The 14,706-nt window shown below is 37.7% G+C and carries 12 protein-coding genes and 1 riboswitch; of the genes, 5 read left to right on the top strand and 7 right to left on the bottom strand.

What is annotated here, in order from left to right:
• Positions 1 to 526 precede the first annotated feature (526 nt).
• The 5 genes from RIV7116_RS15020 to RIV7116_RS37625 all read right to left on the bottom strand — a co-directional run bounded on the left by RIV7116_RS15020 (position 527) and on the right by RIV7116_RS37625 (position 6,772).
• On the bottom strand, positions 527 to 1,534 hold the full coding sequence (locus tag RIV7116_RS15020) for a sirohydrochlorin chelatase (RefSeq protein WP_015119149.1): 1,008 nt from the start codon (positions 1,532 to 1,534) through the stop codon (positions 527 to 529).
• A gap of 38 nt (positions 1,535 to 1,572) precedes the next feature.
• Positions 1,573 to 1,807, bottom strand: a riboswitch (cobalamin riboswitch).
• Between the two features lie 70 nt (positions 1,808 to 1,877).
• Positions 1,878 to 3,104 (bottom strand): DUF1501 domain-containing protein, encoded by a 1,227-nt coding sequence (locus RIV7116_RS15015; protein WP_015119148.1) that lies wholly within the window; start codon positions 3,102 to 3,104, stop codon positions 1,878 to 1,880.
• A gap of 143 nt (positions 3,105 to 3,247) precedes the next feature.
• Positions 3,248 to 4,828: a DUF1800 domain-containing protein gene (locus RIV7116_RS15010; RefSeq protein WP_015119147.1), complete on the bottom strand. Its 1,581-nt coding sequence runs from the start codon at positions 4,826 to 4,828 to the stop codon at positions 3,248 to 3,250.
• 500 nt (positions 4,829 to 5,328) lie between these two features.
• Entirely contained in the window at positions 5,329 to 5,778 is a 450-nt protein-coding gene (locus RIV7116_RS15005; protein WP_015119146.1) for a pilus assembly protein, read from the bottom strand.
• Positions 5,779 to 5,998: 220 nt separating this feature from the next.
• A complete protein-coding gene (locus RIV7116_RS37625; protein ID WP_015119145.1) occupies positions 5,999 to 6,772 on the bottom strand; it encodes a Spy/CpxP family protein refolding chaperone in 774 nt (257 codons plus the stop codon).
• 269 nt (positions 6,773 to 7,041) lie between these two features.
• Between RIV7116_RS37625 and RIV7116_RS14995 the strand changes: the two genes are divergently transcribed.
• Together RIV7116_RS14995 and RIV7116_RS14990 are read left to right on the top strand one after the other, a co-directional pair.
• Positions 7,042 to 8,262, top strand: coding sequence for a sensor histidine kinase (locus RIV7116_RS14995; RefSeq protein WP_015119144.1), 1,221 nt, complete (start codon positions 7,042 to 7,044; stop codon positions 8,260 to 8,262).
• A gap of 240 nt (positions 8,263 to 8,502) precedes the next feature.
• Positions 8,503 to 9,165, top strand: a complete 663-nt coding sequence (locus RIV7116_RS14990; RefSeq protein ID WP_015119143.1) for a response regulator transcription factor — start codon at positions 8,503 to 8,505, stop codon at positions 9,163 to 9,165.
• A 156-nt stretch (positions 9,166 to 9,321) separates the two neighbouring features.
• On the opposite strand, the gene RIV7116_RS14985 is transcribed toward RIV7116_RS14990, so the two are convergent.
• Positions 9,322 to 9,648, bottom strand: a complete 327-nt coding sequence (locus RIV7116_RS14985) for a hypothetical protein (RefSeq protein WP_015119142.1) — start codon at positions 9,646 to 9,648, stop codon at positions 9,322 to 9,324.
• 210 nt (positions 9,649 to 9,858) lie between these two features.
• On the opposite strand from RIV7116_RS14985, the gene RIV7116_RS14980 reads away from it, so the two are divergent.
• The gene (locus tag RIV7116_RS14980; protein WP_015119141.1) at positions 9,859 to 10,635 is read left to right on the top strand and encodes an ion transporter; all 777 of its coding nucleotides are present in this window, start codon (positions 9,859 to 9,861) and stop codon (positions 10,633 to 10,635) included.
• 251 nt (positions 10,636 to 10,886) lie between these two features.
• Positions 10,887 to 12,416 (top strand): DUF1565 domain-containing protein, encoded by a 1,530-nt coding sequence (locus RIV7116_RS14975; protein WP_015119140.1) that lies wholly within the window; start codon positions 10,887 to 10,889, stop codon positions 12,414 to 12,416.
• Positions 12,417 to 12,513: 97 nt separating this feature from the next.
• Here the strand turns inward: RIV7116_RS14975 and RIV7116_RS14970 are convergent, their stop codons facing one another.
• Positions 12,514 to 13,506, bottom strand: coding sequence for a hypothetical protein (locus tag RIV7116_RS14970; RefSeq protein WP_015119139.1), 993 nt, complete (start codon positions 13,504 to 13,506; stop codon positions 12,514 to 12,516).
• A 187-nt stretch (positions 13,507 to 13,693) separates the two neighbouring features.
• Between RIV7116_RS14970 and RIV7116_RS14965 the strand changes: the two genes are divergently transcribed.
• Positions 13,694 to 14,677: a DNA cytosine methyltransferase gene (locus RIV7116_RS14965; RefSeq protein ID WP_015119138.1), complete on the top strand. Its 984-nt coding sequence runs from the start codon at positions 13,694 to 13,696 to the stop codon at positions 14,675 to 14,677.
• The last annotated feature ends 29 nt before the right edge of the window (positions 14,678 to 14,706 follow it).

Below are 14,706 nucleotides of genomic sequence, written 5' to 3'. Positions count from 1 at the left end.
TACGGACACGCTCCGCTAACACTCTATAAGAGCGGGGCTACTTAAACAAAGCCCCTCCGGGTATCTCCCTCCGGGAGACACTCCGCGTTCACGAAGTGACCCGTTAGGGTAACACTAGTTTGGGGGACCCAAACCGACACCTCCAACTAGATTCACCGTCTACACGGGCTAAATTCAGCGCATCTTTATGAAGAAATGGTATAAGGATATTTCGACAATTTATGGTGTGGTAACCAACTGGAACGAATTGGAAATTATTGGCACTTAAAGGTCAAGTTATTGAAGTAGATTTGAATGAATATTTTATCAGTGACTTGGGTAAAATTTTAGGAATTTTGAAAAGTCTAATTTAATATTTTATTTCAGCAATTTTCATTTCTTATATCGCATTAGCTGAATTCGATTTTCAGAAAGTTAAGGAATTAGAAATGTAGAGACGTAGCAATGCTACGTCTCCAACAATGTGAAATCAATACTTCATATTTTGATTCAGCAACGCCTTATTTTTTATCTATCAAAACCTTCCCTACGGAACTTGCCAAATCCTTTGATGATAGTTATCAATATCTGCGTAGGGGTCTACGGGTGGGTGTGAATGGTCATGATTGTGATGGTGATGATGGTCGTGGGAATGACCGTGCCCTTGACTATCCGATACAGCAGCCTTGCGGAATTTACACATCTCACAATTCATTTTTACTTCGCCGAGTTGAGTTTCTATTTCTCGCTCTCGGAGTACGGTTAATAATTCTGGCTGCAAACCGATTTCTGGTAGGGCAGTAATAGAGATATCCGGGTATTGCTCTTGCTGTTGGGCTGTGATGTCAAAGATTTTTTTGACTAAAGTACCCATAAATAAGAAGTAAGGTAAAACAATAATCCGCTTTGGTTTATATAAACGAGCCCGCTGAAAACCTTCCTCTAATCGGGGATGGGTAATGCCGATAAAACAGGTTTCAACGGTAGAATAACCGCTACCTTCCCATATAATTCGAGCTAATTTATATACATCGCCGTTGGCATCGGGATCGCTTGAACCTCTACCGATAAATAAAAGTACGGTATCCTGACGGGAAATTTGGTGGGGATTATATTCGGGTTTATCGAGTTCAGCTAAACGATTGCGCCATAATTCGATGAATGTGGGTGTAATGCCGAAGTGTCTGCCGTAGTGAAACTTTAATTCAGGATATCTAACCCTGGCGCTATCTAATTCGTTGGTAATATCAAATTTGTTATGCCGTGCGGCGAACAATAAAATTGGTAAAGCTGAAAGTTCGGTATAGCCGTTTTTGATGCACTCGTCCACACCTTCTTGAATTGTAGGCCCTGTTAATTCTAGAAAACAAGGCAATACCGGACGAGAATTATCTAAAGCTTGATAAGCACTAGCAAAATCTAATAAAGCCTGTTTTCCCTCTGGATTCCTTGTGCCGTGCCCAATCATAAGCAAAGGGCGCTTCATTGGCAGGGGAGGTAATTCTAAATTTGGAAATTGTAATTTAGTGGAATTGGAATTATCGGTAATTTGCATTATTTTCAAAAGGCTCCGTTCCCGTGCAACGCAGGAAATAAAGTGAGCAAATAACAGAAAGGCATTCTGGCTAAGAAGTTAGGAGTGAGAAGTTAGGAGTTAACAATTCAATTTATTAAATCAACTGATTCACAAACCATAACTAATCCCTTACAACTCATAACTTCATTTACAGTTGCGGCACAGCCCCGGAATTGCACCGGAGTTTCCCTAATCCATTACGGTTCACGTTTGTTTAGTTATATTAGCTGAATCTGTACCTATTGCGAAATCCTGTGGGGAGGGATAGGGAGAGTGGGAGAGGGGGAGAGGGGGTAGAATTTTTAACTCCTCATTTTTAACCTTAAAACTTAAACCTTTCACCTGTAAAATTGTAGTTCGGAAATATTTTGCTAATTTGCGTTTTATCTAGATTCATGCGTTCTTGTAAAACTTTGCCGATAACGTCTCTAAAATCGGTGGTAACTGCTAAATCTCTTCCTTGATGGAGGCGATCGCCTGATAATCCGGGGAAATCACCGTAAATTTTGCCACCGTTGATGTTACCGTCTAATAACCACATAACGTTCCCGTATCCGTGGTCTGTACCACCATTTCCGTTTTCTCTAACTGTACGTCCAAATTCGGATAGCACAATGATACTAGTACTTTTATATACTTCCCCTAATTCTTTTTGCAAAGTAGCTAAACCGTCACCTAATCTTTTTAAACGTCCTGCTAATTGTCCTTTGGTATTTCCTTGATTAATATGGGTATCCCAACCACCTAAACCCAAAAATGCCAGCTCAATTCTAGAATCGCGTACCATTAATCTTGCTAAACGTTGGGCATCTCTAGAAAAGCCTTTAGGCAGAGGTGCGCCGTTATTTGCGAGTTTCATTTCTACATCGGATTCCATCAATGCTTCGCGGGCTTGTCTGGCATCGCGATATGTTTTACTCAAGGCATCGTTACCGCTGTATAATTTGTCGAATGCTGTAGCTAGTTTCGGATTATCTATAGGTAAGCGTTTGGCAGTTCTACGCCCTGCGGGAATTGTAGCAACGGCAGCATTGCCAGTGAAAATACGGGGAATAGTTGAACCAACATTTACACCTTGGATGGGATTATTGTCTACAGACATTACAGCCAAAAGACGGTTCATCCAACCATCTTTAGTATGTTTAACTCCAGGAGTACCGGTTTCCATATATTCTTGAGCATCAAAATGGGAACGGTTGGACTCTGGGGAGCCGCAAGCGTGGACAAAAGCCAGATTTTTCTGCTTCCATAAAGGCATTAAAGCAGCAAGAGCCGGATGCAGTCCAAATTTTCCATCTAAATCTAATACACCACCTGGTTTATCTGGTTGAGGAATAGCGATTCTTTTTCTGGCTTGATAGTAAGCGGTTTCAGTATAGGGAACAACTACGCTAAGTCCATCAACTGCACCGCGCAGAAAAATAACTATCAACCGTTTCGAGTTGGGAGTCGCGCTTATACTTCTGCTTACAAAAGCATTACTTCCGACTGCAATCAAACTCGAAGCAGAAAAGATTCCGGCTTGTTGGATGAATTTACGACGTTTCATAAAAGTAGGGAATAGGGAAGAAGTTAGAGGGGGAGAGGGGGTAGAGGGGGGAGAGGGGGGAGAAATAATTTATAACTGCTCACTGATAACTGTTCACTGTTCACTGTTCACTGTTCACTGTTGACTGCTCACTGTTGACTGACTCACCGATACATAAATTCTGGACTACCCAAAATAATGACGGCTCTTTGTTTGGGGGGACTTTCGTTTAATACTTCTTGGGTTTTTGCGGAGAAGTTGTTTCCTAGGGTATTTGCTAATTGTGCGGAATCAATTGATTTATTAGGGCGACGGGGTGTGTTTTTATTATTGTTATTTTTTTTGTTGTTCCTATTTCTATTTTTTAATCCCCCTCTACCTATGGTGTTGGCGAAGCTTAAACGCCAGTTGATGCCGTTGGGGTTTAACCAGGCTTGTTGAGTATTTTTATATCCGTCTGGGGTTGGATTGCCGTATAAAGGCATTCCCATTCTGTGTAATATGCTGTTAATTCTGGGAAAATCGTTGATTGGGGTGTCGGTGGCTCTAATACTGGAAATAACGTATTGATATGGTGTTTTGAATTTGGCGTTGTAATATTTTCGATCCCAAAATTCGGAGCTTTGGAATAAGGTTTTGAGTACGGCTTGAATGTCGCCATCTGTAGCTAAATAGCTTTTTGATAATTTCTCGATTAAGGTTTTTGGTGGTTCGTCTGCCACAAAATACTGCGCTAGCTTATAGCTGATATGACGGGCTGTAGCTGGATGCTTTGCCAAAATATCTAATGCTTGTTCTCCTTCTGCAATACCGCTACCTTTGATTTGTTTGCCCAGAAAGACTTTATCGGTAAAATCGTGGCGCTTGGAATTGAAGTAAAAATCATAACCATTTTTTACTTTGCGGGGTTTATTATGGAAACCCCAACCGGTAAAGATTTTTGCTAAGACAATCACGTCTTCTTGGGTATAGCCGCCATCGACACCCAAGGTATGTAATTCCATTAATTCCCTAGCGTAGTTTTCATTTAAGCCTTTAAATCTGCCTTTGGGACGATTGTTAGGAGCGGTATTTTGCCAGTTATCCAGGTAAAACAACATGGCTGGATGGCGAGCGGTTGCACCTAATAAGTCTCGGAATTTACCGAAAACATGAGGTCTAATTGCTTGCTCCTCGTAAGCACTCATCCACAAACGAGTAAGTCCTTTATTTTGATATACGTTGAAGTGGTTGTACCAAAAATCCACCATTACTTCTTGGAGTTGGCGGGGACTTTCTGTTGCTCTGAGCAATCTAGCTCTGACTGCTTGTTTACGAATTAATCTTTGTTTTTTTCGCCTTTTTTTTCGTATTTCTGGAGTTGGTTTTGTTAAGGTACCAACGCTGTATTGCGAATATAATTGGGCGGGAGTTAATTTCAGAGTTTGCAGTTGAGAAAGTTGATTTTTTAAGCTTTGAGGTTCGGGTATTGATTCTGGTGTTAGCTGCTGTTGGATATATTTATCGATACCAATTTCTTTAACTTTTACTACATCACCAGGAGCAGCACCAAAGCTAAGACGGTTAACTATATGAAGTATTTTTGAATCTTGAACTTGAGAATTTTTAACGGGAGAATTTTGAGCTTGGGGAATAACTATATTTTCAGCACTCAACTGCTGAGCTGATATTGTATCGCAGCTTGAGTTAAGCAGGCTGGCGGAAATAAAAACGGTAAGTATCCAGCTTTTTAAATTAACTTTCATCAGCCAAAAATTCCTTTGGGAACTTATATCGCATTCCTAAATAATTCGTGAAAATTAAAAAAAATTTACTTTTTTAAAATTGATTATTGATTTAGCACCGCTATCAATACTGCTCGGTTAAGAGGAGATCCTCCCTAGCCCTCCTTAAAAAGGAGGGAACTAAGCTAGGCTGTGTACTTTGTTGAAATTTGGGCGGTTTTTAGTATTTTGTACGTGACATTAATTTGTGGCTCAAAGCTTTCTCAAAACTAGACTTCAGCCATCGGAACTAGACACATTTTTCGTATGAACGAAATCCCAAAAAAGGTACAGAGTACACAGCCTAGAACTAAGCCCCCTTTTTAAGGGGGTTTGGGGGATCTTACGATTGTGTTCAATTCCTTAACCGAGCAGTATTAGCACCGCTATGTCTCGACTCTCAACTTTTTTATTATTACTTAAAAATAAAGGTGGACGATGTTGTCCACCTTACATGCTGCTATCCAATTAAAATTACTGGCTTACTTTTTCGGTTGCTGCTGCTGTCTTTGGCCTTGTTGTTCGGCTTGCCACTTTTTGATTTTGTTCTTCTGTTCGGTGGTTAAAACCGCCTCAATTCTCTTCTGGGAATTGAGCGCAATAGTTCGTAATTGGCCTTCCTGCTGCTTACTTAAATCAATAGAGGCAAAAACTTCTCGGGGGTTTTTACCTGCTTTCAAATCCGTCTGAATTTTTTGTCGTTGCTGTTGTGTCAAAACATTCTGCATCTGAGTACTCCGGTTAGAGAGTATCTCATTAATTTGCTTCATCTGCTCTTGAGTGAGCTTTAGTTCTGAGGGACTTGGAGGACGTTTAGCTTGAGAAACTCTTTGCGGTGCTTTATTGTTAACTTGGGCGTTTACTGCTAAGGGAGTGATACTAAAAGCCACTGCGATCGCACCAGCTAAGAGGGATAATTTTTTAAGCTTCATTAATGCCTCGTGGATTTATCCTTTTTGATGTAACCATTATAGAAACTCATTGCCCTAAGCCCATGAGTATAATCCGCGTTATATGGGATTTTCTATCGTGGTTTTTTACCTACCTTAGCAGAAATTTAATAAAAAAAGAAAAAGGAAGTATCGAATTCCTTTTTCTTAAACGAACGTAGCAGAACTAACTTTTATTAGAAATTCTGATTAATTCTCATTATTAACTGCGGTTGCCGCGACGATTTTGACGCATTTCTTGAAGCTGCTGTTTTTGTTCGTCAGTTAAAATTGCTTCGATTTCACTTTTCTTGGATTCTCGAATTTCCTTAAGTTCTGCTTTTTGAGCGTCAGTTAAATTTAAGGTACGGAATATTCCGCGTTTTTTTTGTCCGCTAGCTTTTGCTGCTTCTAATTTCTGTACTTGTTCGGATGTCAAAACTTCTCGCATTTGAGCACGAGCGCTTTCTTTAATTTCCTGCATTTGAGTTTTTTGCTCTTCAGTCAAATTTAAGCGCTTAAATTTACCTTTTCCTTTGCGCTCTCCTTTAAGTCCTTTAGCTTGCGAACGACGATTTTGGCGCATTTGCTTCATTTCTTGCATTTGAGCTTTTTGTTCGTCGGTTAGAATAGCTTCAAATTGCGCTTTCTTGGATTCTCGAATTTTCTTGAGTTCTGCTTTTTGAGCGTCAGTTAAATTTAAGGTACGGAATACTCCACGCTTCTTTTGTCCGCTAGCTTTTGCTGCTTCTAATTTCTGTACTTGTTCGGGAGTCAAAATTTCCCGCATTTGAGCGCGAGCGCTTTCTTTAATTTCCTGCATTTGAGTTTTTTGTGCATCAGTCAAATTTAACTTGTCCTTCCATCCACCTTGCTTTCTAGCTTGAGCAACAACTGTTGATGAAGAAGAATTGAGATTAGCTTGAGCGGCAAAAGGAATTGCAGTCAAAGTTAAAGCAATTGCACCGGCTAAGAAAGATAATTTTTTGAGTTTCATGTTAAGCTTCCTGGGTTTGTTTTGTTCGATGTCACCATCATATAATTCCAACCTCAGTATTCACATGAGTAAAAAGTAACGAATGGCTTTGTAAAAATATCTAGATAAAGTCATGTATCAAACCATGACTTTGGTCATGGTGCCAGGTTTGAATGTATATTTAGTATTAATTTAGGATCTACGTATAAATTCCCAAACTCTTAGTTAAGAATTTTTTTAAAAACAGGTAGTTGTTCTTTGTCTAAATATAATTAATTGAAGGAACGCTTATGAGCCGCGCTATAGATGTTAAAAATCATCCTTTTAAATTTTTACTTTATTTAGAGTGGATATTGCTGGGATTTGCAGCGATTGCTTCAACTATCAATCCCGTACAAAGATTTCAGACAAGTTTCCCAGAATTAATGATTATTAGTTTAACTGTTTTCGGGTTAATGGGTTTAAGATTACCTACTAATAATCGAACAAATAAAATCATTTATACGGCTTGCCAAATATTATTAATTTTAATTACCAACTTTTTTGGTGGTCGAACATCACGACTTTTTCCGTTTCTTAATTTAGTCTTAGTAACTCGCAGTTGCTTAATTTTTAAACTTCCGGGACGCTTGGTTGTTGCAGGAATTTCTTTTTCTTTATTTTTAATAACATTTAGAATCAGATTTCCGAACGTATCACCTAGGAGATTACAGAAATTCTGGTTCTTTCAATTTAGCTTTATATCATTATTTGTATTAGCCTTGGTTTTTGTTTTACTATTAATGAATGCGGTACTTTCGGAACGGCAGAGTAGAGATAAATTAACTGCTGCGAACGAAAAACTCCGTAAATATGCCTTAAAAATTGAAAATCAAGCTACCCTCGAAGAAAGAAATCGTATTGCGCGAGAGATTCACGATTCTTTGGGGCATTCCCTCACAGCTTTAAATTTACAACTGGAAACTGCCACGAAATTATTAAATAATAATCCAGAAAAAGCTACAGATTTTTTAATTAGAGCTAAAGAACTCGGCTCTCAAGCACTTAAAGATGTCAGAGAATCTGTTTCAGCGATGCGTTCTAATCCTTTACAAGAGCAATCCCTAGAAACATCTATTGATATACTGGTGCAAAATTTTCACCATTCCACAAATATTAAACCAAATTATCATATTAACTTGTTTTATTCTCTGCCCCGCGATGTTAGTACCGCAATTTATAGAATAATCCAAGAATCATTAACAAACATTTCCAAGTACGCAGAAGCTACAGAAGTTAACTTACAAATAACTACAACAGCCACTAAATTACATCTAATGATTCAAGATAATGGAAACGGTTTTGACATTAGCCAAAATACTACAGGTTTTGGACTGCAAAGTATGCGCGATCGCACTTTAGCCTTGGAAGGTGATTTTAATATTGAGAGCATTCCCGGTGGAGGAACTAAAATAACAGTTGATGTTCCTTTATCAAGGTTTGCGTCAACTGGTTTTGATGGGAATATATAAACAAGTAAATAATTTTCAGGAATGGCCGCAATTTTCATAAGGCTTTGGTTGGTGCGTGACAGGAAAACCTTATTATTGCCTTAGAAATCAAGCGAACTGTCACAGCACCCTACAAGCAAAATGTGCCAGTTGCGGCCATTCCTAATTTTAACCAAGGAAACTAGCAATTAATAAGCTGGCGGCAGACAAAAAGACAAGCAGAAGAAAATAATCACTAATTATTAACTCTTTATATTAAACATGATTAGCGTAATACTTGTAGATGACCAACATTTAATTCGCCAAGGTTTAAAAACTTTATTAGAATTAGAACCCGATTTAGAAATTGTTGGAGAAGCTCAAAACGGGCAAGAAGCGGTGGCAATGGTAGAAAAATTTCAGCCCGATGTTGTGTTAATGGATATCCGAATGCCTTTAATGGATGGTGTCGCCGCAACAAAAGAGATTAAAAATAAATTTGCACAAACAAAAATTTTAGTATTAACAACTTTTGATGACGATGAATATATCAAAGCAGCATTGCAAAATGGAGCAATGGGTTATTTACTCAAAGATACACCCTCAGAAGAATTAGCTGTTGCTATTCGTGCAGTACATAGAGGATACACTCAATTGGGGCCGGGAATTGTCAAAAAACTTTTAACTCAATTTCCAGCAACAACAGAAAATCCATCGCCCTCTCCACCGCCAATTTTAGCGGAATTGACTAAGAGAGAAAAAGAAGTGTTGAGTTTGATTGCAACTGGTGCCAATAACCGAGAAATCGCTCAAAAACTTTATATTTCAGAAGGTACGGTTAAAAATCATGTAACTAACATATTGAACCGTTTAGAATTACGTGACAGAACCCAAGCAGCGATTTTTGCCAATTCATTTCTATCTTTTTTAGATAATGATGATTGAAGCTCTCTCGATAAATTGAAATAAGTCTACATAAATCCGGTTTCTTGTCATCAAAGAAAAGTTTTTTCGATGTAGACAATAAGAAACCGGTTATCTTGAAAAAACTGCACAATATTTCATATATTTATTTACTTACTTGTTTACTTATTTACTTATTTACTCTACTGGTTGCTGTCTTAATGCTGACATTACCTGTTGAGTCATATCTCTTCCACCTTGCAGGTTAGTTACAAGTGCCTGAACTGTATAGATTATTCCCCAAGGTATTCCCCACCAGCCAAGAAATATTGACATCACAGTGAATTTAATACTGTGTTTGAACGTACCTTCACCAGCTTTAATAAAATAAATACTAGAACTACGTTTAAAAGTGACTACAATTAAAGAGAAACAGTAAAGGAAGACCACAAATTTCGCACCATTAGCTAACTCTTTGTTAACTTCTTCTACTGTTAAATTATCTAAACCAATAATCTTTGACATCTTTAAACAATCATATTTTGTAAAGAAATTATCATATAACGGGTATAGCTCAACGAGTTAAATTCTGTCAATATTGTAAGTATATATACAGACAACATTAGTTTTAATTGGTTTTCACTTACTTCAAATAAACAAAAACAATTATATTTAGCCGAAGTATTGAAATAAATATGATACGAATTAAAGTGAAAATATTAGACTAACTTAACTATGGTAATTACTAGAGAAAATATTGATTTCTATTTAAGAGACTTACAAACACCATTAGGAAAAATAATCAACATTAGTATTGTTGTTTTAGTAATGCTCTCTTCAGGTATTTTTGTAGTACAAACTTATCCAACTTCTGAGTCCATAAGTTTCGTTCTCAATGTCGCTGATATATTGATTATTAATATTTTCGCAGTAGAATATTTATTGCGGTTATGGAGCGCAGAAAATAGAATTCAGTATATTTTCAGTTTTTATTCAATTATCGATTTAATTGCAATTTTACCCTTCTTTATGGGAATTATTGATATTAGCTATATTCGCTTATTACGATGGTTCCGAATCTTGCGATTAATTAGATATATTGATAGAAAATTTTTATTTGGTCATATTACAACAGAAGACGGTGCTATTTTTACAAGAATATTATTTATATTATTTGCAATTATCTTTGTCTATTCCGGCTTAATTTATCAAGTCGAGCATCCGGTAAATCCGCAAGTGTTTACAACTTTCGTAGATGCAATATATTTTTCAATTGTCACCATGACAACTGTAGGATTTGGTGATGTTACTCCCGTTTCACAAATTGGTCGTCTTTTAACAGTTTTGATGATTCTAACAGGTATCGCATTAATTCCCTGGCAGGTAGGAGATTTAATTAAGCGCATAGTTAAAACCGCTAATGAAGTAGAAACAATTTGTCCTGGATGCGGTTTAGATTTTCATGATGAAGATGCTAAATTTTGTAAAACATGCGGAACAAAGTTGTCATAAAAATTATTTCTTATCTGAAGTACCTGAAATTAGGCAAGCAGAAAAGATACAACTTTAGCTTTTTTTCAGTTGAGAAAAGTACATCCTTGTATTACTATACTTATCTTGATTATTATTGTTCTTATTAATACTAAACTCCCCAAGTGGAATACGAAGTCTTTTTTATTTAGCTTATGCTATCAACGCTACCTACATACTGAGTTTTTTCGCGGTAGTATTTTCAACGTAAATGAACAAGTATTAATATTAATATGCTTAAATTAATTTATGTAAGTCCGACTACCGGCAACGATAGTAATTCTGGTAGCCAACAAGCGCCACTTAAAACAATTACTCAAGCCCTGAAGCAATCTGCCTCGGGAACGAAAATTCAACTTGCTGAAGATAGCTACAACGCTACGAGTGGAGAAACATTTCCTTTAATTGTGCCGTTTGGAGTCACAATTATGGGTAATGAAAATCACAAAGGGCGCGGCATTGTAATTAATGGTAGTGGCAGACATCTCAGCCCTAATTTTGCCGGACAAAATGTGACAATTGTATTAAACAATGCGGCTCGACTGCGAGGAGTCACTGTGACAAATCCGGCTAGCCGTGGTACTGCTGTCTGGATTGAATCGGCTTCGCCCGCAGTTATAAATTGTACCTTCATTAACTCTCAACGCGAAGGAGTTTTTGTTACTGGTAATGCCAATCCAGCTATCAAAGACAATATATTTACTCGAAATTCTGCAAATGGTATTTCTATTACTAAAAATTCTCGGGGTGAAATTAAAGGTAATGATTGTTTTCAAACGGGTTTTGGTATAGCTATTGGGGATAGGGCTACGAGTATACTTACGGAGAATAGAATTTACGAAAATCGTTCTGGAATAGTTGTATCTGGTGATGCTCGTCCGGTTTTGCGAGACAACCTATGCGAAAACAATATCCAAGACGGTTTAACTGTTGTTTCAAATGCATTACCTGATATTGGCAGGAATTTTAGCCCCGGAAACAATGTTTTTCGCGATAATGGTCAATTTGACATTCAAAATGCCAGCATTCACAAATTGATTTCCATAGATAATCAGGTAGATCCCCTATCTGTGAATGGGAACGTACAGTTTTTTGCAGATCCCGAACCCGAAATCGAGCCAGAACCCGAACCACAACCCCAACCAGAAGCTCAACCCCAGCCAGAAGTACAACCACGATCGCGAATTAGTGAATTAACTGATATCAGCGGTCACTGGGCAAGCGAATTTATACAAGAGCTTGTCAACTTAGGCATAGTTAAAGGATTTCCCAATCGCACCTTTAGAGCAGATGCAACAATGACGCGATCGCAATATGCGGCATTGTTAGTAAAAGCCTTTAATCCCGAGCTTTTGCGCGAATCGATAAAATTTGAGGATGTGAAACAAAGCTACTGGGCATATAAAGTAATTCAGCAAGCATACCAAAGTAAGCTTCTTTCGGGATATCCGGGGAAAAAATTCTTCCCCAATCAAAATATTCCTCGCATACAGGTTATTGTCTCCTTAGTAAACGGATTAGGATTAACCACTGAAGGAGAAATTGACCTAAGTATATATAAGGACCAAAATAAAATTCCCGATTACGGGAAAGATGAAGTAGCAACAGCGACTCAAAATAGATTAATTGTTAACTATCCCGACACAGGAAAACTTAACCCCAATCAAGCTGCAACTCGTGCAGAAGTAGCGGTAATGGTTTATCAAGTATTAGTTCTAATCGGACAAGTAAGAGAAATCAATTCATCTTATATTATTGGTTAAGAAATAGTTAGGAGCTAAGGGTTAGGAGGACGGGAAGTAGCGAGTAAGTTAGTTATTGTCTTATTCTTCCTTTCTCCCCATCTCCACCTCTCCTGTTTTAGTTAACTTGCAAAGTAGAAACTACTTTTTCAAAGACTGTTTGATAGCTTCTATCTCCTTGAGCAAAACTAATTAAAATAACCTTTTTACCATCACTATTAGGTAATACTAAATTTTGAAAATCATATAAGCCATCAGTACGAAAAGACATTGCTTCCTTTCCGGCAACAATGTGTGTATCGTAGCTTTCTGGTATGATATCTCCGAGTTCGTCATTATTAGTTACCCATTGAACCAAAGACAAACCTCTAGGATTATCCTCTACCGAAATACTCATATTTCCTGGGGTAAATGTATTTTTAAACTTACCAGATTCGATTGCCTGATAATCTTTGAGACTCCATAATTCTAAAATTTTGGATGAATTAGAAGTGTCTTGTGGCTCTTTAATCACAAAGCCTTTGGGGTACTTAAAATTAACCCCTAATCTGCGGCTCTGGTAGACATTCGTATTGCTCGCAGCTGCAATTTTTCTACCAGGGTTTTTAGCAGCTTTTCTCAAAGCTTGAACAACTGGTTTAGGGGAAGTTGGTTGCGTGCGAGTTTCTACTTGAGGTTGCGGTTGAGGAATAGTTCCTGGAGCCGCAGCTTGGGGAGAAAGCTTTTCGGTTAAAGCTTCGGGAATAGAATTATTAGGCTCGGGATTAGTTTGGGTTGCAGGCGGCGAGGAAAAATTTTGCGGTGCCCTAGCAACCGAGGAAGAATCTGGTGGAGCAACTTGCGATCGAGCGCTAGGTACAGGAGAAGGAAAAGGTGTTGGTAGATTTACCGTGATTTCCCCTGGCGTTTTTTGTGGTAAAGCTACAACATCTTTGTTGCTGGGATTCGCAGGCTGTACCGTTGAATCTTGAGAATTTTTATTCGACGAATTGTTAGAAGTTTTTTCAGATTGTTGACAAGCCACTGTTAAACTCAAGCTCAAGCAGAGTATAGCTACATTGAAACATCGTTTAACTCGATTGCGAGCTAACCTTACACCCCTAATAGACATTGCGATTCCTCCTTCAACACCGTGTAATATTATTATGCTCTACACCTACACAACACATCAGGATAATCGAATATATTAAGATTTATCAATCGGTAAATGGGGGGAAATAAAAAATGATGCGACTATAGATAAATCAAATGCTTCAATCGTCTTATTAATATATAAGCAAAAGTATAATTTAATTAGAATGAAAAGATTAACAAGTCTGGAATTATGTGCAGGTGCCGGTGGGCAAGCTTTAGGTTTAGAGCAAGCAGGATTTTCTCATATAGCACTGATTGAAAATGACAGCCATCCTTGTAATACTCTAAAACTAAATAGACCTAATTGGAATGTTATAAAAGCAGATTTAAGAGCATTTGATGCTAGAGAATTTAAAGGAATTGATATGGTTGCAGGAGGAGTACCTTGTCAACCTTTTAGTTCGGGAGGAAAGCAACTTGGTTGCTTAGATGAAAGAGATTTATTTCCAGAAGTAATTAGAATTATCTCTGAATGTTTACCTAATTTCATTCTTTTAGAAAATGTCAGAGGACTTAGCAGCATTAAGTTTAATAACTACCGCAACTGGATTATTTCGGAGTTAAATTATTTAGGTTATTACTGTGAATGGAAAGTGATAAATTCTGCTGAATATGGTGTTTCTCAAGCCCGCTTAAGATTCATTCTTGTAGGGAGAAAAGACAAAGAAGTTCTTTTTCCTTGGACAAAATCAATTGTTAAAACAAATACTGTGGGAGAAGTTCTAAGGGATTTAATGGGTACAAAAGGGTGGTTAGGATTAAATGATTGGGTCAAAAAAGCTAATCAAATTGCTCCTTGCTTGGTTGGAGGTAGCAAAAAACATGGAGGAGCCGATTTAGGACCGCAACGTGCTAAAAAAGAATGGCTTGAACTTGGTATTGACGGAAAAAGTATTGCAAATGAAGCACCCGAAAGAGACTTTTTAGGATTACCTAGATTAACCAACAGAATGGCTGCGAGGCTTCAAGGTTTTCCCGATGATTGGTATTTTTCTGGAGGAAAGACAGCAGTTTATCGCCAGATTGGTAATGCTTTTCCCCCACCAGTTGCTAAAGCATTTGGGATTGCATTCTACAAATGGCTATATATAGAAAACAATTCCAGCGAAAAAAGCGAACAATTAGAACTGCCTTTAGTATTTAGTTAAGTGACTGTGCAAAATTAATTGTGTCATTG

Origin of the sequence: Rivularia sp. PCC 7116 (genome assembly GCF_000316665.1) — a bacterium.
Lineage (GTDB): Bacteria > Cyanobacteriota > Cyanobacteriia > Cyanobacteriales > Nostocaceae > Rivularia.
Note: the sequence above shows the minus strand (reverse complement) of the source record. Positions and strands in the feature narration are given on the sequence as shown.

Excerpts from the sequence above, each read along its gene's own strand:
- RIV7116_RS15020 (WP_015119149.1), bottom strand. The coding sequence starts at position 1,534 with ATGCAAATTACCGATAATTCCAATTCCACTAAATTACAATTTCCAAAT.
- RIV7116_RS15015 (WP_015119148.1), bottom strand. The coding sequence starts at position 3,104 with ATGAAACGTCGTAAATTCATCCAACAAGCCGGAATCTTTTCTGCTTCG.
- RIV7116_RS15010 (WP_015119147.1), bottom strand. The coding sequence starts at position 4,828 with ATGAAAGTTAATTTAAAAAGCTGGATACTTACCGTTTTTATTTCCGCC.
- RIV7116_RS15005 (WP_015119146.1), bottom strand. The coding sequence starts at position 5,778 with ATGAAGCTTAAAAAATTATCCCTCTTAGCTGGTGCGATCGCAGTGGCT.
- RIV7116_RS37625 (WP_015119145.1), bottom strand. The coding sequence starts at position 6,772 with ATGAAACTCAAAAAATTATCTTTCTTAGCCGGTGCAATTGCTTTAACT.
- RIV7116_RS14995 (WP_015119144.1), top strand. The coding sequence starts at position 7,042 with ATGAGCCGCGCTATAGATGTTAAAAATCATCCTTTTAAATTTTTACTT.
- RIV7116_RS14990 (WP_015119143.1), top strand. The coding sequence starts at position 8,503 with ATGATTAGCGTAATACTTGTAGATGACCAACATTTAATTCGCCAAGGT.
- RIV7116_RS14985 (WP_015119142.1), bottom strand. The coding sequence starts at position 9,648 with ATGTCAAAGATTATTGGTTTAGATAATTTAACAGTAGAAGAAGTTAAC.
- RIV7116_RS14980 (WP_015119141.1), top strand. The coding sequence starts at position 9,859 with ATGGTAATTACTAGAGAAAATATTGATTTCTATTTAAGAGACTTACAA.
- RIV7116_RS14975 (WP_015119140.1), top strand. The coding sequence starts at position 10,887 with ATGCTTAAATTAATTTATGTAAGTCCGACTACCGGCAACGATAGTAAT.
- RIV7116_RS14970 (WP_015119139.1), bottom strand. The coding sequence starts at position 13,506 with ATGTCTATTAGGGGTGTAAGGTTAGCTCGCAATCGAGTTAAACGATGT.
- RIV7116_RS14965 (WP_015119138.1), top strand. The coding sequence starts at position 13,694 with ATGAAAAGATTAACAAGTCTGGAATTATGTGCAGGTGCCGGTGGGCAA.